Source organism: Streptomyces sp. SD15 (genome assembly GCF_054462255.1).
In genome coordinates this window covers 1-22,485 of the sequence record NZ_JBTLMO010000069.1, presented here as the reverse complement: position 1 = coordinate 22,485, position 22,485 = coordinate 1, and the positions used below count along the sequence as shown (strand labels likewise).

The window sequence follows — 22,485 nt, the reverse complement described above, 5'->3', positions numbered from 1 at the left end:
TTCCCCGCGTGCGCCGACACCTGGGCACCGGGGCCGGGCCCGTGAAGGGTGCTGTCCGAGCTTCGGATGCCCCTCGGCTCGTGTCCACGACCACTACCACCGGCAGCTCCAGGACGTGGCGCTGGCCGGCCGACCGGTGCAGATCGTGCTGGAGGTCCGCCGGGCCGCCTCGAAGAAGCTCACTGCAGCTACTTCGAGAGACAGCGCCCGGTTCGGGCTCGTGGCCTCCGGGGCGGATCCCTGGGGTCAGGGCGTGATGAGGACTTTGAGGCACTTGCGGTCGGCCATGTCCTGGTAGCCGGCGGGGACTCCGTCAAGGTCGGTGGTGGTGTCGAAGACCTTCCCGAGGGCGAGCGGCACGGGGAACTCCACCCGCTGAGGGTGACCCGGCACCGTGAATTAATTGGGGAGGCGCAATGCTCAAGCGCGCACGCTGCGAATCGTCGAGGAAGCATTGAAAAGCGGGGACGGCACGCTGCGGCTGATCGTCTTCATGGGAGCGGCCACCTGCGCCGCACTCACCCTCGGTGGTGGCGCCTGGCTCGCGGGTCTGCTGTAGCGGTGCTGAGGCGCGATCCAGATTTTTCGGAGTTCGGCGGTCTGAGGATGTCGAGAACGCGCCACCGGCTCCGTCCCAGGGACATCAGCGGCCACCACCGGCCGCACGAGGAAGAAGGAGAAACCAGCATGGCGATTCAGCGGATGGACAACGTCGGCATCGTCGTCGAGGACATGGATGCCGCCATCGCGTTCTTCGTGGAACTCGGTATGGAGCTGGAGGGCAGGGCGGAGGTCGAGGGCCTCTTCGCCGACCAGTGCACCGGACTCGACGGCGTCCGCTGTGACATCGCGATGGTCCGGACCCCGGACGGTCACAGCCGACTCGAGCTGGCGAAGTACCGCAGCCCCGCGGTGATCAGCGCCGGGCCGCGCAACCGGCCGCACAACATTCTGGGCACGCACCGCGTCATGTTCGCCGTCGACGACATCGAGGACACCGTTGCCCGCCTGCGCCCTCACGGCGCCGAACTCGTCGGCGAGATCGCACGATTCGAGGACAGCCATCGGCTCTGCTACCTCCGCGGCCCGGAGGGCATCATCGTCGGACTGGCCGAGCAACTGCGCTGAGATGTGGCCACCCTCGCGCACAGGCTCCTGAAACGACGGCACCAGTAGGTGAGACACATCTGAGTGTCTGGAGAACCGTCCAACTCGGTCCCGGCGAGCAATTCGTGAGGGATTGTCAGTGCTGCGGGCTATCCTCAGATCTAGCTCAAAAGAGGACCCCGGCGGCGTCGAGGTCGACGGGCACACCGGGGTCACTCCTGATTGGCATCTGGAACCTACCTCGAACACAGCGCCGAAGGCACGCAGTGTCGCGCTGTTGTGATCATCGCCTCTCGACACGGCACGCCGGGCCTCCTCTCAAGAAACCGAGGAAGGACCCCCACCCTCGCCGGCGAACCCTCCAACAGCCCGCTCTGGGGACCAGACGCCCAGTCCCTCGTATAGTATTTAGTGGTCGATCCAGGCGGATTGGTGCAACCATTCCCAGGTCTTCGTGCTGGAGTACTCTCTCCATCCGCGCTGGACCAGCACCTGATGCGGAGAAGACGGACCCCCATGAGTTCGAATCACGAGACGACGGACCACCGGTTTGTCGCCGTCGCCCGGCGGTCTCTCGGCGAACACGTCGCGAGCCAGCTACGCACGGCCATCCTGCAGGGTGCCTACAAACCCGGCGACTACCTGCCATCGGAACGCGACCTTGCCGTCCAGTTCGGCGTGGACCGACACACGCTCCGATCCGCGCTGCTTGAGCTGGAGCTGCTCGGCCTGCTCGAACGTCGTCAGGGCTCCGGATGCAAGGTAACCGACTTCCGAGAGAAGGGCTCCACGGAGCTGCTACCGTACCTGCTCCACCGCAGCGGCGAGGCAGACGTCCAGATTGCGGAGTCGGTCGTGGATGTCGGTGCCATCATCTTCAGAAGCTTTGTCGAGCTGGCCATGATGCACGCGGATGCCGACGACATCGCGCTGATGCGGGAGCGGCTCGGCGTCCTCGACGACGCGTTGCGTTCCGGGGACAGTAACTCGATGGTTGCGGCCCAACGGACATTCCTACGAACCCTGTGCCGCAGCGGCCACTCCGTCGCAGTCGAGCTACTCCTCAATACGTACGTGAAGATGTTCGAGACCACCATTGATCCCGAGCACAACCTTCAGCGACGGCGGATAGGCGAGGTCCTTCCCCCGCTCAGCTCTGGCGCCTACCGCAGCCTCGTGGATGCCATCGAGCGACGCGATCACGACGACGCTCGCCGGGCCATGGACAGCGCACTACAGCAACTTCGGACACTCATGATGGGCATCCTCGCACCAGGCCACCGTCCCAGCGCTACAGCACAGGCCCCAGCGACCACAGACCACGGAACGCCAGGTGACGACCACCCCCAGAGACAGGCATGACGAACGCCGGAGGAGTGGTCCCGGGGACTGGATCAACAACGGCTCTTCCGGCCGTAGCCGCAGCGGATCAGGCCTCGGCGGACGGCAGGGCCGGCACCCCGTCCGTCGCGGGCCGCGGTGGCAGGCGCAGCCACGCAACGAAGCGAAGCGATCGATGTGCTCGTCGCAGCACGGGCCAACTTGATCGACACAATCATGGGATCGCGCGTCCACGTCACGGCCAAAACTCCACGCGGCGCCCACTACTGGCACAAGATCATTATACGGCCCTGTATAAATATAATAACTTGACAGCCCCGCTGAAGAGGGAGCCGGGGCAGCTCACGCAGTGCGAACCGTGGTTTCCGGAGCCACGGATTCCGGTGGCGCCGGGTCAGGAGCGCGCAGCCCCCGCAGCCACGGCACCAGTCGCAGCCCCATGAAGCCGAGTTCGCGCACCGCGCGGCGCAGTTCCCGGACAGCCTCCTGGGGTCTCATCGAGTCGGCCCCGGCAAGCCCCAGAAGCCGACCCGGAGCCTGATCCACGAACCCGGCCACCTCGCCGTTGCTGATCAGTACGCCACGCGGGCCGTGCCAGGCGCTGATCAGGCCCGTGGAGACCCACGCCCTCGTCCATTGCCGCGATCGTGGCGGACACCGGCAGCTTTTCCTGAGGAGCTTCCCTCCCCGTCCACCGACGAACCGAGTCGAACATCTCGTCCCGTGAGTGGCGAAGCGTCGGGTGCTGCATCCACACGTCGACAACGGACATCGTTCGAATCTTTCGAACCTGCGAAGACCGGACCCCCGTCGATCACCTGGCCGATGGATGGTAGGCGTTACATGACGTCCTCCGTCGACCAGGTGCCCGTCGCGAAGTCGAGCGTTTCTTCGGGAGTGTCGTGGTCGGGGTGCAGGAAGATGCGTACCCACTCGAGCACCTCGTCGCTCGGGTCGTGCAGGGTGAAGGTCGACACCAACACGCGCTCGGCGACCGTGAGCCCCAGTGCCTCGGTCACCACAGTGGGGGCATGGGTGATCCCCATGCGTCGGCGGATGTGCGCTGTGGAGTGCCCTTGCTGCGCAAGGATCCGGGCCATCGACTCCTTCTCCAGCTCGCGCATCGTGTGCCGCTCGCCGACGGCGGGCCGCTGGACGTTGTGGGTCACGCTGTGCGCGGCACCCTTGTGGTGGCGCAGCCTCATGCACTGCCAGAGATACTCGCCGGACGGGAGCCCGAACGCGGCGCACGCCTCGACGGGCGCGATGGAGGTCCCCGCCTCGAGCACCGTGTAGGTGTAGGCACGCAGGGACCCGAACTCCAGGATGCCCGGCCTGTCGTCCTTCGCGGCCACTTCCGGCCGGTGCAGCACCCGCGGGCGTCGACCGCGCCGCCGTTCGATCCATCCGTCGCCGACCAGCCGATCCAGCGCTGCACGACTGGTGATCACGCTGATTCCGAGGCGTTCGGCGAGCTCCTTCTCGCCAGGGAAGTCGGACCTTCCCTCCCACAGGCCGTCCGCGATGTCGCGGCGAACCTCGAGATAGACCTGGTGGTGCAACGGGACGCTCGCGTCGAAGCGGACGCGGGCTGCGGTGCTGCCGGCGCCGCCGGCATGAGGTGGACGCAGACTCATTGTCACATCATAAACCTATGTGTTTATGATGTGCTACCCGCCACGTGGCCGGCCGACCTCGCTGTCGCGACCGATCCCCGACGAGGCGGTCCCGGCAGGCCGATGCCTGGACGGCTCTCTACGACAGCGGGATACGGAGACGGACATGCGCCTTGCGAGCTTCCGCGCCGCCGGCAAGGACCGCTTCGGCATCGTCGCGTCGTCGGGTCTGGTCGACGTGTCCGAACGCACGAGCGCCCCGGACCTGAGGACCGCTCTCGCCCGAGGCGTCGACGCCCTCGAACGGTTCGCTGACGCGTCGGCCGACTGGTCGTTCGACGACGTGACGTGGCTGCCACCCGTCACCAACCCCACCCATGTCATCGGAGTGGGACTCAACACGAAGAGCCACTTCGAGGAAACAGCTTCCCTCATGCGCCGGCAGCCGGGTGACTACCCCCGGCACCCCCGTTTGTTCATGCGCAGCCCGCTCAGCCACGTCGGGCACGAAGCCGCCGTCCTGGTGCCCGCGACGTCACCGTGCCTGGACTACGAGGGCGAGATCGCCCTCGTCATCGGCCGGTCCGGTCGGCGTGTCGCTCCCGACCGGGCCATGGACTGTGTCGCCGGGTACGCCTGCTACAACGACGGGAGTGTCCGGGACTTCCAGACGCACTCCAACCAGGTCACCGCCGGGAAGAACTTCCCCGCGAGCGGAGCCTTCGGCCCGTGGATCACCACCCGCTCCGACGTGCCCGACCCTTCCTCGCTGACCCTGGAGACGCGGGTCAACGGCGAGGTGCGTCAGCGTCTGGAACCGGGCGACCTGATCTTCAGCCACGCCGAGCTGGTCTCCTACATCTCGACCGTCTTCGCGCTCCAGCCGGGGGACGTCGTCCTCACCGGCTCGCCGGCCGGGATCGGGGCCCTCACGAGCACGTGGCTACGCGCCGGGGACCGCGTGGAGATCGCGGTCTCCGGCGTCGGCGTGCTGCGCAACCGGGTCGAGAACGAGCCGACCGGCGGTGACGACAAGGAGGTCGACGAGCATGACCGTGAGCAGTGAGTACCCGACCGACGGCGGCCCAGGGGTCGTCGTGGTCGGGGCCGGTCCCGTTGGGCTCACCCTGAATCTCGTTCTCCTTCTGTGCACCGGTCACGTTCCCCGCTGACGCCCCACGCAAGAGCACACCGGCCTACCTGTCGACCCATCACGTCCGACGAACCAGAGAGGTACGACGATGACCAACGTCGAAGCGCACGTCCCGCAAGCTCGCGGTGGCTTCCGGCCCGCCGAGTACGCCCACATCGTGCTGCGCACCGCACAACCCGACGCCCTCGTCGACTGGTACTGCACCGTGCTCGGCATGCAGGTCGTCATGCGACACCCGCTGATCATCTTTCTGACGTGGGACGAGTCGCAGGACCGGATGGCGATCCTGCCCACCCAGGGAGCCGTGCCGTCGACGAGGAAGACGACCGGGATGGACCACGCCGCCTTCGAGGTCGGTTCGCTCAAGGAGCTGACCGGCCACTACCGCGACCTCAAGGCGAAGGGCATCGTCCCCGTACGCTGCGTCAACCACGGCGTGGCAACGTCCCTGTACTACCGGGACCCCGACGACAACGAGATCGAGCTGAGCGTCGGTGCGTTCAAGTCCGCGGCAGAGCTGAACACGTGGTTCTCGACGGGGCTGTTCGAAGTCAACCCCCTCGGTGTCTACATCGACCCCGAGGCGCTGTGCGCCCGCGTGGAGTCTGGTGAGCCGGAGTCGGAGATCCTCAAGCCGCATCCTCGGCACCGCGAGTTCCTCGCCGAGCTCATGTCGTCCGGCCTCCCCGAGTAGCGACGGGAGGCAGGACGACGATGTCCGACGTCACGCGGCACGCCGCGCCGCAGACGCTCTCGGGCGAGGGCCGGGATGCTCCAGCCGGCAGGCGACCGCGGGTCCTCTGGACGCCGCCGGAAGGAACCTGGGAGGCTTCACGGGTCGGGGACTTCGCCCGGTGGCTCGACGAGCGGGGGAGAGCCGGCTCTCGCGACTACGAAAGCCTGCGCCGCTGGTCGCTGGTCGCTGGTCGCTGGAGGAGCCCGCGCTGTTCTGGCAAAATTCCGTCAGTTCCCGCGAACCCAAGTGTCCTCACCAGAAACCGGGACTGTCATCTGGGTGATTTTTCCCATGTGGAGCCTTGGGTTGCTGGTGAAGCTACCGTGCCCGGGGGACGAGGCGAGGTCAACGCTGCCGGTGGTCGCGGGGTCGGCTGGGTTCGTAGCTTGTACAGCCACGCGGTGGCCTTTTCGTAGAACAGCGGCACGAACACGCGCATTAACAGCGCCTGTTGGCGTCGTTTGACCGGGACGGCCTTCTTGACGCCGCGGTTGTCCTCTGCGGTGCCGAGGAGCTTGACGACGCGCGGGCGCCGTTCGGCATCGTATGCCTTCAGCGCCGCGGTGGTGGTGGGCTCGGCCTGGAGCGCAGCGGCGAGGGCGAGGGCGTCTTCGATGGCTATCGAGGCGCCCTGTCCTGCGCCGCCGGGGTGGGCGGCGTCGCCGACCAAGACGATGCGGTTGCTGTGCCCGGTCGGGATCGGGTCGACCGCGTGCATGATCACTGCCGGGTGCAGCCGGGTGGTGGCCGCGATGACCGCCGATGGCACTACCTCGTCGCGATACAGGTCGGCGGTGCGGAGCAGCCAGTCCGCGCAGCTGACACGGCTGCGGCTGCGACACCGCGGGAGTCATATCGCGTACTACCGGGCGGTGATGGCGTCGGACACCGCGAGGAGTCCGGAGGCGGCGGTCGGCGGCAGGCCGTCGTACGACCGCTGGCTGGCCATCGGCAAGTTGCAGTACGACTACCTGATGCGGCACGGGCTGACCCCGCAGGACAGGATGCTGGAGATCGGGTGCGACAATCTGCGCGCCGGGTGGCGGTTCATCCAGCACCTGGAGCCCGGGCACTACGTCGGGATCGACATCTCGCCCGACATCCTCATCGAGGCCAAGAAGACCCTGGTCCGATACGGACTCCAGGACAAGATGGCGTATCTGACACCCGTCGACAACCTGACGCTGGACTTTCTTCCCGACGCCTGGTTCACGGTGGTGCACGCGCACAGCGTGTTCTCGCACTCCCCGCTGGAGGTCATCGACGAATGCCTCGCGCACGTCGGACGGGTGCTGGCCCCCGGCGGCCACTTCGACTTCACCTACGACCGCACCGAGGCGAACGAGCACCAGGTGCTCGGTGAGGACTTCTACCGTACGCGGACCCTGATCCGGCTGGCCGAGAAGCACGGCCTGGTCGCCTCCGTCATGGAGGACTGGGAGCAACTGCCGCACGGCCAGTCCAAACTCCGGGTCACCCACCCCGCTGACGCCCCGGTGCCCCCGAGCCACTGACGGCGGCCCCGGGTTCAGGCGGCTGTGCCGCCGTCGGGGGCCGGGACGTGGCGCCGGACCACACGCGACTGGGTGAACAGCCGGCCGTCGCGGCGCACCAGCACGTCCTCCACCGTCGCACCCGGCTCCAGGACAACCCTGCCGTACTCGTCCGTCACGCTGACCAGCGAGCGGAAGACCACACTGATCTCGTCCTCGCTCACCTGCTCGATCACGAACTCGTCGAACCAGTGCCGGAACACCTTGTTGCCGACGTAAGGGATCGCCCCGGTCGTCGCGGCGAACTCCTCTATCTCGCGGTCTTCGAGGAGCGGGAGCCGACCCGCGTAGAAGGCCCGCACCTCCACCTGGAGATCGGCCGAAACCCGGGTCGGAGCAGGGCTTGATCGGTGCGGCACGGTGCATACCCTTCGTCTTCGTCGTTCGCGCCCCCCGGTACGAGCGCGGACACACCACTCTCGGACGCGTCCCTCGACGGCGGCTCGCACGGCGCTGGACCGCCGGTCAGCCGACGACGGTCCAGCTGTCGTTTCCCGGCCGAGGTTCATTTCGGGGACGACGACCTGGCCATACCGTCACCGGAATCACCCGCGAAGCGCATGATCACCCGGTCCAGGCGACGAATCTCCTTCACTCCCTCTCCCCGATCGGTGTGACGAGCTGTCGTTGGAGCGCGCGTTCGGTACTGGTCAGTGGAACGTCCGGACAGAGCCGCTCCGGATGGCCCTGTGGTGGTTCTTCCAGTCGCGGCGCGGCCATGGGCTGCGGTGGCCCCGTCGGGGGGATTCCGATCCACACCCACCCCGCGGCGGTCAGCGAGGAGTAGACCTCGCGCAGTGCTCTGCTCACGTATCTCATGTCACGTACCTCCTGTCACGTACTGATCGTCGACCTCGGTGAGCGGGCACACGTGTTCCGGTTCCTGATCCGAGACCGCGACTGCAAGTTGGCAGGTTCACCCGGAGCAGCACCCGGGCCGACGTGCCTGCGGAGACCGCCAGCGCGCCGAGTCGTCGCAGCTCGGCCGACGACTCGACGTGGATGCGGTCCACCCCGGCGGCAAGGGCGTCGGCGAGGTCCTCGTCGGTCTGGCCGGGCCCGGCGTACGCGGTGCCGACGAGATCCGCACGTTGCAAGTTCTCCTCGCCCGCGTCCCGGCCTCCAAGCGTGCAGCGGATGCACGGAAACGGATTGAGGTCAGGCGACGCACGGAGAACAGGGCTGCTCCGGATACCCAGGCCAGGCCCGAGCTTCAGCGGGTCGCGCTGCGCCCTGTGTCGTTCGGAAACCCGGCTGCGTTGAGGTGCGGTCTTGTGCGCCGTGGGATCGAGGTGCCGGTCGGTTTGTGCCACCTGTACGGCTATCTGGTGGCGGACCATTGTGGCGACGCCGGCGCACTGCGCCTCCTCGTCACAGCGGGACCACAGTCCAGCGAAGGACCGCGATTGCCACGAATATCAGGCCCAGGACCACCGTCGCGAGCGAGCCCTCGCGCCGCTGCAGGTGGTAGACGGTGCCGCCCACCATCACGATCGCCAGGCCTACCGCGGCCAGCGGGGTCAGGACGGGAAGGATCCCGGTGGCCGCGGGAAGGATCAGGCCGACCGCGCCCAACACCTCGGCGATGCCGGTGAAGACGAGCAGGCTGTGGGGCCAGCTGGGCTCGCGGCCCCGCTCGCGCAGCCGGCGCACGAACCACTCGGGCGGCGCTATCATCAGCCCGCCATGGACCAGGAACAGAGCGGCCATGAGGGCCTGCAGCACCCAGGTGAGGACATTCATCATTCATCGTCTCCGTAATCGTTGAGAAACCCATTGAGGCCTGTCGCCCCCTCAGGCGAGGACCATCACGAGCCAGGTGAAGGGGTGAACCGTGCCGCCGGGCGTGTGGGGCGCGTTCTCACTCGGCCATTGCCAAGGCAGCGACCGATCTGGAGAACTTGAGTAGCCGGCCAACCAACCAGTGTGGGGTCGAGCGAAACCGAGGTGAAGGTCCCGACGACCATGCCGACCGGTCTGGTGCCGGGCAGGTAAGAGGTCACCACTGCCCCGCCGGTCGGACAGTGCGCCAGGGCGGCCCGGAACTCTGCCGGCTCAGGAGGGCGCCCGGCCGCCCGAGCACTGTTGCTCATACTGCGTTGCCTCACCTTCGTTGCGGGTCCCGGGTGGCCTGGCCGCGCGTCCCGTGCGTGGCGCTGTGGCGGACAGACCTCATCGATCGTCGAGTTACCGCTGGCGTGCGGCAGGACGCCGCTCGCTCCTGCAGCTGTTCAGTTCTCTTTCTCTCTGCCGTTTCAGGCCGCCTTGCCGCCCAGGTAGGCCGCCTCGATCTGTTCGGGCTTGGCCAGCAGTTCGCTTGGCGCACCACGAAGGACCTCGGCGCCGTGGGCGAGCACGATCGCCTGGTCGCTGATGCCCAGCGCAAGCCGGAAGTGCTGCTCGACGAGGATGACCGCGGTGCCGGTCTCGTCGGCGACCTGTCGGATCACCGGTAGCAGGTGCTCGACGATGACGGGCGCCAGTCCCATCGAAAGTTCGTCGACCATCAGCACTTTTGGGTCCTGGACCAGGGCCCGGCCCAACGCGAGTTGCTGTTGCTCACCGCCCGACAGCAGCCCGGCGTGCACATTGAGCCGCTCTTTGAGCAGGGGGAAGAGGTCGAGCACGTCGGCGATCCGGCTTTTCGAGGTGGCGGCCAGGGCGAGGTTCTCCGCGACCGTGAGGGTACGGAAGAGCGACCGGTCGTCGGGCACGAATGCCAGGCCGGCCCGGGCGGCCGTACGGGGTCGGCCGGCGGGCAACGCGACGCCGTTCACTGTGACGGTGCCGGCCGACCGCGCAAGGAGCCCGGACAGTGCTAGCAGGGTTGTGGTCTTGCCGGCGCCGTTGGGGCCGAGCAGGCAGAGCACCTCGCCGGGGGCGAGGGCGAATGAGAGATCCCGGATCACCGGGCTGCCGACGTAGCCGGCAGCCAGGGCGGTGACCTCGAGTGCGGGGGTGGCGCTCATTTCACGACCTCATGGCTTGCAGGGATGGTAGGCCGGTCCGGTTGGCGTGGCGCGGGTTGGGCTGGGACTGGCTGAGCGCCGTCGTGGGTGGCGCCGAGATACGCCGTGATCACGGCCGGGTCGTTGCGGATCTCCTCGGGGCTGCCGTCGGCGATCTTCTCGCCTCGGTCGAGTACGACGATCCGGTCGCAGGTCTGGAGGACGAGGCCCATGTCGTGATCGATCATCACGATGGTGGTGCCGGCGTCGCGGACCGCCTTGAGCCGCTCGCCGAGCCAGAGGCTCTCGGTCGAGTCGAGGCCGGCGGCGGGCTCGTCGAGGAGAAGCACTCGTGGTCTGGTGGCCAACGCCCGGGCGACGGAGACCAGTTGCCGCTGTCCGTGGGAGAGTTCCGAGACTGGGCGGTCGGCGACGACGGATAGGCCGAGCACATCGAAGATCGCGCGAAGCTCTGGTCGACGTAGTGGTCGACGGGCGCCGGTGCCGGCGGTGCCCACCGTGACGTTCTCCTCGACGGTGAGGTCCTCGTAGAGCTCCACCGCCTGGAAGGTGCGACCAAGCCCGGCGCGGACCCGCTGGAAGGCCGGCCGGCCATCGAGGCTCACACCGTCGAGCGCAACCACGCCGGAGGCGTTGCCGACGAAGCCGCCCAGGGCGTCGAGCAGGGTGGTCTTGCCCGCGCCGTTGGGGCCGATGATTCCGAGGATCTCGCCGTCGCGGACGGTGAGGCTGACGTCATCGACGGCGACTACACCGCCGTATCGGACCGCGACCGAGTCCACCTGGAGAATCGTCTCGCCGATCGGGTGCGCGGTACGCTCGTCGACCGCACGAGCCGTGGACATCACCTCGTCGTCGCTGACCGGGGCCTTGTGCCGGTTATGCCGACGCCGTAGGAGTTCCTGGATCGGACCGGTCATTCCCTCTGGGTACTTGATAACGGTCAGTACCAGCGCCAGTCCGCTGATGACCGCCCAATACTGATGCAGGTCGATCCAGTTGGTGAGCGCGTAGTAGAACAGGCCACCAGTGCCGGCCACGCCGGCGGCCAGGCCACCGAATACCGAGGTGACCCCGGCCAGGCATACGGCGGCAAACACCGCGACACCGGTGAGCGTCGCGTACGTAGATGCGGAGGCCACCTGCTGCTGGTAGCCCATCAGTGCGCCACCCCAGCCGGCGATGAAGGCGCCGATGGCGAAAGCGGCGATCTTCACTCGGCGCACGTCGATGCCGGAGGCGGCGGCCGAGCGCTCGTTGGTTCGTACGGCCAGCATCGACGCGCCGAGCCGGCTACGGCGCAGCAACGCGACCCCGGTGCCGGTGATCGCGAGCACGGCGAGGACCATGACACCGAACGCCATTCGCGGGTAGGCCATGCCCTCGCCGATACCGAGGTCAAGGCCGAAGAGACTAGGAGCACCGATCGGAGCGCCCGCGGTGCCGCCGTTGATCTGCGGGTTCTGGAACCAGATCATCTCCGCCGCCGCGGCGAAGGCGAGTGTGACAGCGGCTACCGGGAGTCCACGCAGCCGCATTGCTGGGAGGCCGATTATGACGCCCAGGACCGTCACGGCCGACGCAGCGAGCAGCGGCGCGAGGGGGAAGGGGATGTGCAGGTCGGTGGCGAGCCGAGCCAGCAGGAAGGCCGAGCAACCGGCCAGGGCCAGCTGGGCGAGGGAGACCTGCCCGGCGTACCCCGTCACAACTACATAGGACAGAGCGAGAATGCCGAGGACCATCGAGGTGATGACGGCTGCTCGCCAGTTCCCACTGGTGGTCAGCAGCGCGACCAGCCCGACGACAACGCCGATCCCGACCGCCAGCGGGAGATTGCGCGGCAGCGGCGCCCGCCCCAGGGACTGCTGGGCGATCGAAGCGCGTTGCGGGATGCTCCCGCCGCGGTAGAGCAGCACCACGAGGATCAGGAAGAGCGGAACGAGGGTGTCGACGCCGGATTTCGGAAAGTGCGGGACCGTGGCCTGGAGGTTGGCCGCCTCGGACTGCAGCATTCCGATCGCCAGGCCGGCGGCGATCGCGGGGCCGAGCCGGGCCAGGCCGCCGACCAGGGCAGCGGCCAGCGCCGGCACGATGAACAGCGTGTACGCGCTGGGAGAGGGCGCCACGATCGGTGCGATCAGGATGCCCGCCAGGCCGGCCACCACCGCGGACAGCGCCCAGTTCACGGCGGCGATCCGATCCGGGGAGAGCCTGCTGACCAGTGCGCCCCGCTCGGACTCCGCAACCGCGCGGGTGGCGAGGCCGAACCGGGTGAACCGCACCAACGCGCCAAGCGCCAGGCCCACCACGACGATGATGCCGGCGAACCAGAGCCGGTCCTCGGCGAGGTTGGTGCCGCCTACCGTGATGGTTCCAGAGGGCAGGATGGACCGGACGATCGCCGGGCTGTTGCCCAGTCGAGCGGACAGCAGGCTCTGGATCATGAGCATGAGGCCGATGCTGGCCACCGCCTTGGCCACCGGGGAAGCCGAACGCAGCGGGCGAAACACCAGCCCGTAGAGCGCGAGCCCCAGCACGGCCGCGATCGCGAGAGCCAGGATCATCGCCGGCAGGACGGCCATCGGCCCACCGAGGTCGACCGTTGTCGGCGTGAATGGAATCGGACTGATCAGCTCACCGCGACGGAGGTAGGCGAAGGTGTAGGCGATGTAGAGCGCGATCGCGCCGGTGCTGAGGTTCACTACGCCGGAGCTGCGGAAGGTGACAACAAGGCCCATCGCGAGCGCGGCATAGACCGCGCCGCTACCCAGGCCGAGCAGGAGGAAGGTGAAATGGGCGGTCATGTGCGCTTCCTTTGCCTGACGGATTCGGTCCGGGACCGGACGAACCATTCGTCCGGTCCCGGCTCGGGTCACTGAAGAGCGTTGAACTTGTTGGCCGTTCCCTGCTTGATCTCGCCGACGAGGCCCCCGACCGAGCAGACGTTGGGCAGCTTGGGGAGGGCCTTGCCATCGCAGGTCAGCGTGATTCCGTGGCCGACGGGAAGCGGGACTGCCTTGGCCACCTTGAGCGCGGCGATGATGTTGGGCGCAGTCGGCTCATTGGTGCCGATGCCGGCGTTGACCATCCGGGTGATGGCCAGCATGGTCTGGTAGCCGGCGGTGGCGTTGCCACCGAGGTTCGCATCGGCGGGGGCGTACTTGGCCATCACGGCGCGGTAGATCTTGGCCTCATCGTGATCGCTGGTCCCCTCCGCGGTGGTGAACAGGTACGCGCCGTCGAGGGCATCCTGCACGGCTTCGTAAACCGCGGGTTCCGCGCACTTCTGGGTGAGGTAGCGATCGACGTTCGCGTTAAGGAGCTTCAGACCCTTGAGTGTGGCGATACAGGTCGAGACGTCACCGAGGACGGTGATCGCACCTGGTTTGTCCTTCAGGCCCGCCTGGACCTGGCCAGTGACGTCCGGCGCGCCTGGCGGAATCGGGACGATCTTGCTGTCAATGCCCATCGCCTTGAGGATCGGCGTGGCCGCCCCGATATGCGCGGGAATGTCACCGACCGCTGTGACGTACATGGTTACGTTCTTCACCCCGGCCTTCGCGGCGAACTTCGCCATATTTACGGTCGTGGCGGCGACGCCGCCGTTCCACAAGAAGGCGTTCGGCGTGTTGAACTCGGTGGCGCTGGTGCCCTGGAAGTTCGTGTAGGCGATGCCGGCCTTGGTGATGATGGGAGCCATGAGTTCCCCGTTGCCACCCGTGGTCGCGACGACGGCGGCGACCTGGTCCTGAACCATCTGGTTCGCGCAGGCGGTCATCGTGGACGGGTCCTCCGCGACGAGATCGCAGCGGACCAGTTCGATTTTGTGTCCGGCGAGTCCGCCCAGGTGTTCGTTGGCGTAGGCGACCACCGCTTCGGCTGCAACGCGGCTTTCCGGGAAGTCGGCGGCGGCGCTTCCTTCAGGGTTGAGCAGCCCGATCTTGACCGGGCTGCCGGTGGCGGCCTTGCCGGCGAAGGCGGCTGGGACTGCGGCGATCGCCGCAGCAGCGGGGTCGGTGTTGCCGGTGTCGTCGCTCTTGGCACATCCGGTCATGGTGAGCGCGACGGACGCCGCGACCGCGATGGCCGCCCGACTGGCGGCTTTGCCGCGCCTCTGCTGAGTCATTGTGGGTACCTCTTTCTGCGGGGGTGCTGGTGGTGACTCTCCTGCGAATGCGAGCCGCCGGCGGCGACCCGAGGACGCCAAGTCAGTGGTGAAGAGGTAGTGGCGGATGTCGGGCGCGGGGTCCCGTCGAAGGCAGCACGAGCTTGAGCTGGTGCCCGCCTGCTTGCATCGGCCTCGATGCCTACCCGAGGTGTTCGGCTGGCTGACTCGGGGTCACGAGGACACGGTGATGACAGTGATTGAGCCATCGGCGTGCTGGGCCCGCACCCGCTTCTTGTCGAACTTGCCCACCGAGGTCTTCGGAACGGCCTCGATGAAGGCCCACCGCTCCGGCAGTTGCCAGCCCGCAAGCGAGCCGGCGAGGTGGTCGCGTAGCATGGCGGCGGTCGCCGTCGCCCCGTCGTGGAGCACGACCGTCGCGAGTGGACGCTCACCCCAGCGCTCGTCGGGCACGCCTACGACGCACGCCTCCAACACCGCCGGGTGTCCCATGAGCAGGTTTTCCAGCTCCACCGAACTGATCCACTCACCGCCGGACTTGATGACGTCCTTTGCCCTGTCGGTGAGGGTCAGATATCCGTTGGGTGACAGGCTGCCCACGTCGCCGGTGCGCAGCCAACCGTCGTGGAACTTCTCCGGGTCCGGCTCGCTGTCCCCGACGTATGTACCAGTGACCCACGGGCCACGTACCTCGAGTTCGCCGACGGCCTTACCGTCCGCGGGCATGACCTCGCCTGCCGGGCCGACGATGCGGGCTTCGACGCTCGCCGGCACGCGGCCCTGTGTGTAGCGGTAAGCCCATGCCTCGGGCCCGGCCAACCCGGCCGGGGCGCGCGCAACCGAGCCCAGCGGCGACGTCTCGGTCATGCCCCAGGCGTGGATGACCTCGACGCCGTAGCGCTCGGAGAAGGCGTGCATGAGCGAGGGTGGACAGGCCGACCCACCCACGATCACCTCTTTCATCGACGAGACATCGGTCGGATTCGCGTCGAGGTGGGCGAGCAGGTCGGTCCAGATCGTCGGCACCGCGCCAGCCAGCGTGGGCCGCTCCGCGGCAATCATTGCCGCGAGTGGGGCCCCCTGCAGAAACCGGTCAGGCATCAGCAGCGATCCGCCCGACATGAAGGCGGCGTACGGCAGGCCCCACGCCATCGCGTGGAACATCGGCACCACGGCGAGCACCTTGCTCGCTGGGCCGATGCCGAACGCCTCCGCCAAGCAGATCTGCATTGAGTGCAGGTAGATGGAGCGGTGGCTGTAGGCGACGCCCTTCGGGTCGCCGGTGGTGCCGGACGTGTAGCACAGAGCCGCGGCGTCGCGCTCGTCTGCCTCGGGCCATGGGAAGTGATCGGACTTCCCAGCTATCAGGTGGTCGTAGCGGTGCACCGTCAGCCCGTCGCGGACGAGGTTGTTCGTGTCGCCGTCGCCGACGACGATGACGTGGTGCAGCGTGGTCAGCTGCGGCAGCACGTTGGCGAGCAGCGGGATCAGGGTCGAGTCGACAATGATCACCCTGTCCTCGGCGTGGTTGACGATGTAGGCCAACTGCTCGGGGAACAGGCGCGGGTTCAGCGTGTGCAGGACTGCCCCCATGCTGGGGACGGCCAGGTAGGCGACCATGTGCTCGGCGTTGTTCCACATGAGCGTGGCGACCCGCTCATCCCCGGTGACGCCGAGGTCGGTCCGTAGGGCATGTGCCAGCCTCGCCGCCTGGGAGCCGACCTCGGCGAAGGTGGCCCGGCGGGCTCCTTCGGCGGTCCAGGTCACGACCTCGGAAGCGCCGTGCACTGTACGGCCGTGCTCCAGAAGCCGCGAGACCTGCAGTGGGTTGTCCATCATCGTGCTGCGCATGTCGCGGAACCTTTCCGTTCGTGACCCCCGTGGTGGACATGTGCGTCGTCCCAACCGCGCCGGGACGAGGAACCTACGTCAGGCCTGCAGCTGACGACCTGTGGCCAGCGCCAGTTCGTCGTCGCCCCACGTCTGCATCGACTTGAACGTCGGATCTTGGCGGCACATAGCCTCGGTGGCCGCCCAGATCTCCTCGTCGGACATGTCCAGGTCGAGCCGTTCGGCGCGTGGCCGGCTCACGGGCCGGCCTGGCGGTCATGGCGCCACCTGCATGAAGAAGTCGAAGTCAGGCGCCTCGCCCCAGAGTGGACCGTCGATCATGTCTGCCATCGCCCAGGTGCGCGGCTCGTGCGTGTTGTCGACCCGGTCGCCGTCGGACCAGAACTCGTGCAGCCGTCCCCACGGATCGGAGACGTAGATGCCCACCTGGCCGCCGACGAGGTGACGCTGCGGGCTTCCCCACACCTTGTAGCGGCCCTGCTTGGCGAGGTAAGCGGCGCCTTCGAACACCTCGCTCCAGTTCTGCACCTCGAAGGAGACGTGGTGCCATCCCGATTGCGGGATCGCGGCGATCTGAAGGCAGTGGTGGTCGACCCAGCGCTCGCCGCCGTCGGGGCAGAGGAAGACGCCGTTGATCTCGCCCTCGCCGTCGTCGCCGAACTCCGACGGCACCAGGCCGAGGGTATTCTGGTACCACGCCATGGTTTCGCCGAACTTCTCCGTCTTCTGCACGGCGTGGCCGAACCGCCAGGCGTGCGGCGGCTGATCGGGGCCCCAGGGTCCGACACCGATGCGCTGCGCCGGCGCCAGCGCCGAGTTGGACAGCAGCGGCGGGACCACCAGCGGCTCGCGGGGCGCCATTCCGTGGATGACCTCGATCTGGTAGCCGTTCGGCTCGGTCAGCGTCACCCGGCGCCCACCGCCTGGTTCGTCCAGCTCGTGTACGGCGCTGGCCTCCGGCAGCTTGGCCAGCCGATGCAGGTCCTCCTCGTCGGTGACGGTGAACGCCATACCGATGAACCGCGGCTCGCCGAGCTCCGCCACATAGATGTGGTTGGCGGAGCCGGTACCGCGCAGGAACAGCTGACGCTCGGTCCGCTCCACCGGGACCAGGCCGAGTGCGCTCAGGAACTCCTCTGCCAGACCCAGGTCGGGAACAGCGAGCCGGGGAAAGAGGACATCGAAGATCTTCACGCGGGGATCTGTCTTTGTCATGGCGTCGACTCCGTGCTGTGGTGAGTGTGCATCGGGGATTCGTCGGTGACCGTGTTGCGCAGTACCCCGATGCCGTCGATGGCGATCTCGACGAGGTCGCCGGGCACCAGCCATGTGGGGGGGTTGCCGGCCGCCGCGACGCCGCCGGGCGTGCCGGTCGCAATGATGTCTCCTGGCCGCAGCGGCATGAAGGTGGAGATGAACTCGATAAGGCGGTCGACACCGAAGAGAAGGTCATCGAGCTTGGCACGCTGCTTCTCGACGCCATTGACCGTGGTCACGAGGCTCGCCTGGCCGATATCGCCGGCCTCGTCCGGCGTGACCAGCCACGGGCCGAACGCCCCCGACCGCCAGAAGCTCTTGCCGGGCAGGAACTGAATGCCACGCGTTTGGAAGTCCCGCAACGAGCCCTCGTTGAAGCACGAGTATCCCGCGATGTGGTGCGATGCCCGGTCCGCGGCGATGTGGCGGCCGCCGACTCCGATGACGACTGCGAGTTCGCCCTCGAAGTCGAACTCCACGGAAGCGGTAGGTCTTACGATCGGCTGACCGTGGCCGACCAGGCTGTCGGCGAACCGCACGAACAGCATCGGCACCTCAGGCTCGGGGAAGCCGAGCTCCCGGATGTGTTCCTTGTAGTTCAGGCCGGCGCAGATGATGCGGTCGGAGTTCCAAACGGGTGGCAGGAACTCGACCTCGTCGAGGCCGATGGTGGGCGCCTGCGTGGAGAACGCCGCCAAAGCGCTCAGCTCGCCCAGGGCGTCTTTCAGAGTTTCCGCGGGGCGATCGGGACGCTGACCGATGTCGACGAGTCCCGCATCGGTGTAGATCCCGTAGGACGGGGCACCGGACCGGACGTAGGAAGCCAGCTTCATGGAAACCGTCTCTACTCGAGGGGACAGGGGCTCGCGAAGCGCTTCAGGAGGCCCGCCCGCCGGCCACCGGGAAGCTACCGATGCCGAAGGCGGTGATCGTGCCCTTGAGTTCGTCGCCGGTCAGTTCGGCGTTGCACTTGACGGTGAGGGGAAGAGGAGCCTTGAGCTTCATCGCCCAGCGCAGAACCGGGACCGGGCCGTCCTCGATCTGCCCGTCGGTCACCTCGAGTTCGCCGAAGTCGCCTTTCACCGTCCCGGTGAAGCGGTCGCCGTCCGCCAGCACGGACAAGGTGCACCGCATCGGCCCCCTGGGCGTTTGCGCGACGAACTCCCAGATACCCTCAACGTTGCTTCCGGTGGTCATGATCCTTACCTCCTGGTGTAATTGATCGGGATAGCGGCCTGCCCGTCATCGGGCGAGCAGGCCGGTCTGAACGGGATTGCAGTCAAGCTGGTCGGTTCGGCGTGGTGGTGGTCGTCGCGGTCACGCCGTGAGGTGTTCGAGTGCCCAGGTGTTGAACTGGTCGGGTGTTTCGTAGTGGGGCCAGTGGCCGACGCCTTCGACGCGGTAGAGCTTGCTGTCGGGTAGGGCCTCGAACATGGCCTGGATGATGACGAGGACCCGGTCGTCGCGTTCGCACATGCCCAGGACGGGTTGCTGGATGTTGCGGAGGTCGTCGCGGGTGAGGCCGTTGGCCTGGCGCAGGTCGTAGTCGACCCACCAGTTCACCTTCGGGTATACGTCGGCGGCGCCGGGCTGGCGGTTGACGTCGAGCCTCGCGGCGATCATGTCGTCGGGCAGCCGGCGCCGGTCGGGCATGAGACCGGTGAGGATGGCCTCGGCTGCTTCCCACGTCGGCTGCTTGACGATCTCTCGGCGGGCCTCGCCTTCGCTGCCCAACACGGTGGAGATGTCGCGCAGGTTCCAGAACTCGTACCACTCGTCGTTCTCGTCGGGCACCGGGCCGCCGCCCGGCGAAACGATGATCAGCCGACGCACCAGTTCCGGGTAGAGGTGCGCAGCCTGGAGGGCCGCCCACGAGCCGACCGAACAAGCGACCAGGTCGACCTGTTCGGCGCCGATCACCTCGGCCATGTCCTTCAGGAACGCGGCGATGTACCGACTGTCGTATGAGGGAACGTCAGGCTTGTCGCTGTAGCCACAGCCGGGTATGTCGATGGCCCAGCACTCGAACTGCTCACCCAGGGGACCGAGGTTCGGCGCGAAGGTCTCCGCGTGACTGCCGGTGCCCGGCAGCATGATGATCTTCCGTGGTTTGCCGGCTCCGGAACGCAGGTAGCGGATCTTCGTGCCCTTGACGTCGAGCCAGCCCTGCTCGAACGCCACGTTGCGCAGATCGGTCCAGATGCTGCGGAACTCTGCGCTCGGCTCTCCGGCCTTGGCGATCTCTTCGACGAGTTTGCTGCCCATCGGGTCTCTTGTCTCCTCGGGTCATGGCTTCCGGTGGCCCGTGCTGTCCGAACACTGATCGTGAGGGGTCTCGACCGGACCGTGGTTGCGGTGCCGGAATGGTTGCACCAATTTTTCAAGTGGGTCAATACTCTTACGCACCTGTTTCCGACCGATGGACACAGCGTTGTCCGGTCAAGCACCCGAGGAGGGTTCTGTGAGCACCAGCGCACCCACCGCCGAGGACCTCAAGTCAGCAGCCGCCCCGGATGGCCCCGGGGCTCGTCGAGCGGCAAGCTCAGGCTGAGTCCGACCGGCGGCTGACCGACGAGACCGTGACGGAGCCGGCCGAGGCGGGGTTCGTCCACGGCGCCGGCCCCGTTTGGGCTGTTCTCCCTGGTTGCGAACCGGGCCCTGGCTCCATCGTCGAAGCTGGCCGCCGCGGACTGGGTCACGCACGACGTGCATGTCGAGGGCCTGCCGGCCACCGACGACGACGCCTGCTACCGGGCGATCGCGTTGCCGGTACCGGGCCGCGTCGGGCGGTCAGAATCGTGAGGACGCCACAACGATCGGCAGGCCCCTATCGGGACACACCCCGCCAGCCCGGCACCGACAACGCACCGTCCCCGGCCAACAGCCGAAACTGTGACACCAGGACACTTCGGTCAGAGAAATCATGAGTCAGACTCAAGACCTGGGACAGCACGCGCTCATCCTCCCGCCCCTCACAACACCCGAACCCCCTGTGTACAAACTCGACCGCCGACCGAACCTATGCGACAACTGGCGTTCGTTGATGGCAGGGAACGCGCACAGGAGGGACGCAGCAGTGACGTACGCGTTGCGGCAGACCTGTTCCTCTGCGGATGGGCCGACACGACCGCGGGGTCGATGTGCAGGCGCTTGGCCAGGGCCGCCCATCCGCAGATGCGACAGTCGGCGCCTACTGACGACAGTGAGTGCGCGCAACACGCAGACAGCGCCGACGCTGTGCCGCGGCGGGGTTGCTCGTCGGCATAGGCACCTCCACCGAACAGCCCCCGCCGCGGCAACCAACTCTGTTGTCAGAGGCAGGACTTACTCTCAAAACATGACCCACAACGTGCTGCATCGCGGTTACGGGATCACTATCGACTTGAGCGCATCAGACCTAGGTAACCCCGACCGCCCAGGGCTCCTGCAGGAAATCCACCGCAACTACAAGCCCGACCTTCTCTACTGCCTCGGGGCCCACGAATACGGGACCGCCTGCCCCGGGTTCATGACCATCGTCGAGAAGAACGGCCGCTACCACGCCCGGCACGTGACCAGGGGAGAGGTGTCCGAAACAACAGGCGAGAGCGAGCTGCACAAGGCGCTCAAGAACCACACCGCCGAAACAGCCAGTCGAGAGGGCTTCAGCGTCTCCGTCGAAGACCGAGCCGTACATGGTTGCCGTCGTACGGATGTAACGGTTGCCGGGGCCAACGGAAAGAAGATCGGCTACGAGATCCAGATCTCGCCGATCGCGAGTGGTTCTGTGGACAACAGGACGCGCACTGCGGTGGACGACGGCCTGACACCACTGTGGCTCGTGACGAACGAGAACTCGCTCGCCATCGATCGGGCGCCTTGGGCCAGGCTGAACGTCCAGCGATGGCAGGACGTGGGCAGTCGGGACGCCTTGCGCGTACGAGGAGGCGTGAAGGCGTTGCGCATGGTCCGCTGCGACTGGAGCACTCAGCGCGAATGCCCCAAGACGGGGACGCGCTGTGGCGGTTGGCACGCCACGTGGGAATCGACGCAGGCGCACTACGACGACATGGTGCGCATGACGGCCACGGGCGAGCTCGTGACGCTGTTCATGCGAGCGCGCGCAGGGCGGCGGCGCGGCTGGCACATGTGGGTGAAGCCGTCGGACAAGGCGGAGTTCCTCCAGGGCCGTCACGAACCAGATCCCTATCTGCCGGCATCGACTGCCGACTCGACCGCCACGCTCCTCGCCACCGAGCCGCTCCCGCCCGACCCGCACTGCCACTATGGCGAGGACACCGGGATTCGCACGGAACTCGCGCGTCCCCGCGACAGTGGCGATCCCATCGATGCCTCCGACTGGCTGTCGAAGGAGCCGCCGCCGGAGTACAGGTCCACGTGGAACGTGGACGGCTGGGAGATTCCCGGCGATGTCGTGGCGGCGAGGCTGGCGTTGGACTCCGCCCTTCAGCGCCTGAAGGCACTCGCCGACACCCTCCCGGCGGGAGCGGACATCGCGGCGGGGCGAATCGACATCACGCACGCAGAACGAGAGCGGTGGCTCGCAGCCCAGGAAGAGTGCAGGCGACTGGCCGCCGCACTGGCGACCCACCCATGGCTGCCCGCGACCCACGACCCGTTCAGTGCCCGAAGGGCTGTCTTCGCCGCCGCGCGTACAGCTCAAGCCGTGGAACCCGCCAACGCGACGTATCAGCGCTAATACTCCAGCAGCGTTTCGCTATCTGGTCTGGTCAGAGGCGTCGTCCGGAGTGTAGTTGGCTGATGGTGTGTCAGGGG

General features: G+C 67.4%; 22 protein-coding genes and 1 pseudogene. 7 read left to right on the top strand and 16 right to left on the bottom strand.

What is annotated here, in order from left to right:
* Nucleotides 1-55: 55 nt before the first annotated feature.
* A pseudogene (locus ACX28W_RS39115) lies at nt 56-298 on the top strand (hypothetical protein); the annotation flags it as partial.
* Here ACX28W_RS39115 and ACX28W_RS39110 read toward each other — a convergent pair.
* On the bottom strand, nt 247-372 hold the full coding sequence (locus ACX28W_RS39110) for a hypothetical protein (protein WP_459004898.1): 126 nt from the start codon (nt 370-372) through the stop codon (nt 247-249). The pseudogene ACX28W_RS39115 and the gene ACX28W_RS39110 overlap by 52 nt on opposite strands.
* A gap of 315 nt (nt 373-687) precedes the next feature.
* Between ACX28W_RS39110 and ACX28W_RS39105 the strand changes: the two genes are divergently transcribed.
* Together ACX28W_RS39105 and ACX28W_RS39100 are read left to right on the top strand one after the other, a co-directional pair.
* Nucleotides 688-1,128 (top strand): VOC family protein, encoded by a 441-nt coding sequence (locus tag ACX28W_RS39105; protein ID WP_459004897.1) that lies wholly within the window; start codon nt 688-690, stop codon nt 1,126-1,128.
* A gap of 495 nt (nt 1,129-1,623) precedes the next feature.
* Nucleotides 1,624-2,469 carry a FadR/GntR family transcriptional regulator gene (locus ACX28W_RS39100; RefSeq protein ID WP_459004896.1) on the top strand — a complete coding sequence of 282 codons (846 nt, stop codon included), beginning with the start codon at nt 1,624-1,626 and terminating at the stop codon, nt 2,467-2,469.
* An 818-nt stretch (nt 2,470-3,287) separates the two neighbouring features.
* On the opposite strand, the gene ACX28W_RS39095 is transcribed toward ACX28W_RS39100, so the two are convergent.
* A complete protein-coding gene (locus tag ACX28W_RS39095; protein ID WP_459004895.1) occupies nt 3,288-4,085 on the bottom strand; it encodes a GntR family transcriptional regulator in 798 nt (265 codons plus the stop codon).
* Nucleotides 4,086-4,230: 145 nt separating this feature from the next.
* Here ACX28W_RS39095 and ACX28W_RS39090 point away from each other — a divergent pair, with 145 nt between their 5' ends.
* Entirely contained in the window at nt 4,231-5,130 is a 900-nt protein-coding gene (locus ACX28W_RS39090) for a fumarylacetoacetate hydrolase family protein (RefSeq protein ID WP_459004894.1), read from the top strand.
* Nucleotides 5,131-5,305: 175 nt separating this feature from the next.
* Entirely contained in the window at nt 5,306-5,911 is a 606-nt protein-coding gene (locus ACX28W_RS39085; protein ID WP_459004893.1) for a VOC family protein, read from the top strand.
* A 313-nt stretch (nt 5,912-6,224) separates the two neighbouring features.
* On the opposite strand, the gene ACX28W_RS39080 is transcribed toward ACX28W_RS39085, so the two are convergent.
* Entirely contained in the window at nt 6,225-6,722 is a 498-nt protein-coding gene (locus ACX28W_RS39080; protein ID WP_459004892.1) for an FAD-dependent monooxygenase, read from the bottom strand.
* Here ACX28W_RS39080 and ACX28W_RS39075 point away from each other — a divergent pair.
* On the top strand, nt 6,670-7,467 hold the full coding sequence (locus ACX28W_RS39075) for a class I SAM-dependent methyltransferase (protein WP_459004891.1): 798 nt from the start codon (nt 6,670-6,672) through the stop codon (nt 7,465-7,467). The genes ACX28W_RS39080 and ACX28W_RS39075 overlap by 53 nt on opposite strands.
* A gap of 14 nt (nt 7,468-7,481) precedes the next feature.
* Here the strand turns inward: ACX28W_RS39075 and ACX28W_RS39070 are convergent, their stop codons facing one another.
* From ACX28W_RS39070 to ACX28W_RS39010, 13 genes are all read right to left on the bottom strand, one after another.
* Nucleotides 7,482-7,865, bottom strand: coding sequence for a hypothetical protein (locus tag ACX28W_RS39070; protein ID WP_459004890.1), 384 nt, complete (start codon nt 7,863-7,865; stop codon nt 7,482-7,484).
* 232 nt (nt 7,866-8,097) lie between these two features.
* Nucleotides 8,098-8,325: a DUF6059 family protein gene (locus tag ACX28W_RS39065; protein ID WP_459004889.1), complete on the bottom strand. Its 228-nt coding sequence runs from the start codon at nt 8,323-8,325 to the stop codon at nt 8,098-8,100.
* Nucleotides 8,326-8,877: 552 nt separating this feature from the next.
* Nucleotides 8,878-9,252, bottom strand: coding sequence for a DoxX family protein (locus tag ACX28W_RS39060; protein WP_459004888.1), 375 nt, complete (start codon nt 9,250-9,252; stop codon nt 8,878-8,880).
* A 62-nt stretch (nt 9,253-9,314) separates the two neighbouring features.
* Complete coding sequence (locus ACX28W_RS39055) at nt 9,315-9,599, bottom strand: flavin reductase (RefSeq protein ID WP_459004887.1); 285 nt, start codon at nt 9,597-9,599, stop codon at nt 9,315-9,317.
* 162 nt (nt 9,600-9,761) lie between these two features.
* Nucleotides 9,762-10,475, bottom strand: coding sequence for an ABC transporter ATP-binding protein (locus ACX28W_RS39050; RefSeq protein ID WP_459004886.1), 714 nt, complete (start codon nt 10,473-10,475; stop codon nt 9,762-9,764).
* Nucleotides 10,472-13,279: an ABC transporter permease subunit gene (locus ACX28W_RS39045; RefSeq protein ID WP_459004885.1), complete on the bottom strand. Its 2,808-nt coding sequence runs from the start codon at nt 13,277-13,279 to the stop codon at nt 10,472-10,474. The genes ACX28W_RS39050 and ACX28W_RS39045 overlap by 4 nt, the downstream gene beginning before the upstream one ends.
* A 68-nt stretch (nt 13,280-13,347) precedes the next feature.
* The gene (locus tag ACX28W_RS39040) at nt 13,348-14,682 is read right to left on the bottom strand and encodes an ABC transporter substrate-binding protein (protein WP_459004884.1); all 1,335 of its coding nucleotides are present in this window, start codon (nt 14,680-14,682) and stop codon (nt 13,348-13,350) included.
* Between the two features lie 132 nt (nt 14,683-14,814).
* Nucleotides 14,815-16,452, bottom strand: coding sequence for a long-chain fatty acid--CoA ligase (locus tag ACX28W_RS39035; protein WP_459004883.1), 1,638 nt, complete (start codon nt 16,450-16,452; stop codon nt 14,815-14,817).
* Nucleotides 16,453-16,530: 78 nt separating this feature from the next.
* A complete protein-coding gene (locus ACX28W_RS39030) occupies nt 16,531-16,692 on the bottom strand; it encodes a hypothetical protein (protein WP_459004882.1) in 162 nt (53 codons plus the stop codon).
* 15 nt (nt 16,693-16,707) lie between these two features.
* Nucleotides 16,708-17,667, bottom strand: coding sequence for a VOC family protein (locus ACX28W_RS39025; protein WP_459004881.1), 960 nt, complete (start codon nt 17,665-17,667; stop codon nt 16,708-16,710).
* Nucleotides 17,664-18,407 carry a fumarylacetoacetate hydrolase family protein gene (locus ACX28W_RS39020; protein WP_459004880.1) on the bottom strand — a complete coding sequence of 248 codons (744 nt, stop codon included), beginning with the start codon at nt 18,405-18,407 and terminating at the stop codon, nt 17,664-17,666. Before ACX28W_RS39020 ends, ACX28W_RS39025 begins: the two co-directional genes overlap by 4 nt.
* Nucleotides 18,408-18,585: 178 nt before the next feature.
* Nucleotides 18,586-18,906 carry a hypothetical protein gene (locus ACX28W_RS39015; protein WP_459004879.1) on the bottom strand — a complete coding sequence of 107 codons (321 nt, stop codon included), beginning with the start codon at nt 18,904-18,906 and terminating at the stop codon, nt 18,586-18,588.
* Between the two features lie 120 nt (nt 18,907-19,026).
* The gene (locus ACX28W_RS39010) at nt 19,027-19,974 is read right to left on the bottom strand and encodes an alpha/beta fold hydrolase (RefSeq protein ID WP_459004878.1); all 948 of its coding nucleotides are present in this window, start codon (nt 19,972-19,974) and stop codon (nt 19,027-19,029) included.
* A 1,072-nt stretch (nt 19,975-21,046) separates the two neighbouring features.
* On the opposite strand from ACX28W_RS39010, the gene ACX28W_RS39005 reads away from it, so the two are divergent.
* The gene (locus tag ACX28W_RS39005; protein ID WP_459004877.1) at nt 21,047-22,408 is read left to right on the top strand and encodes a competence protein CoiA family protein; all 1,362 of its coding nucleotides are present in this window, start codon (nt 21,047-21,049) and stop codon (nt 22,406-22,408) included.
* The last annotated feature ends 77 nt before the right edge of the window (nt 22,409-22,485 follow it).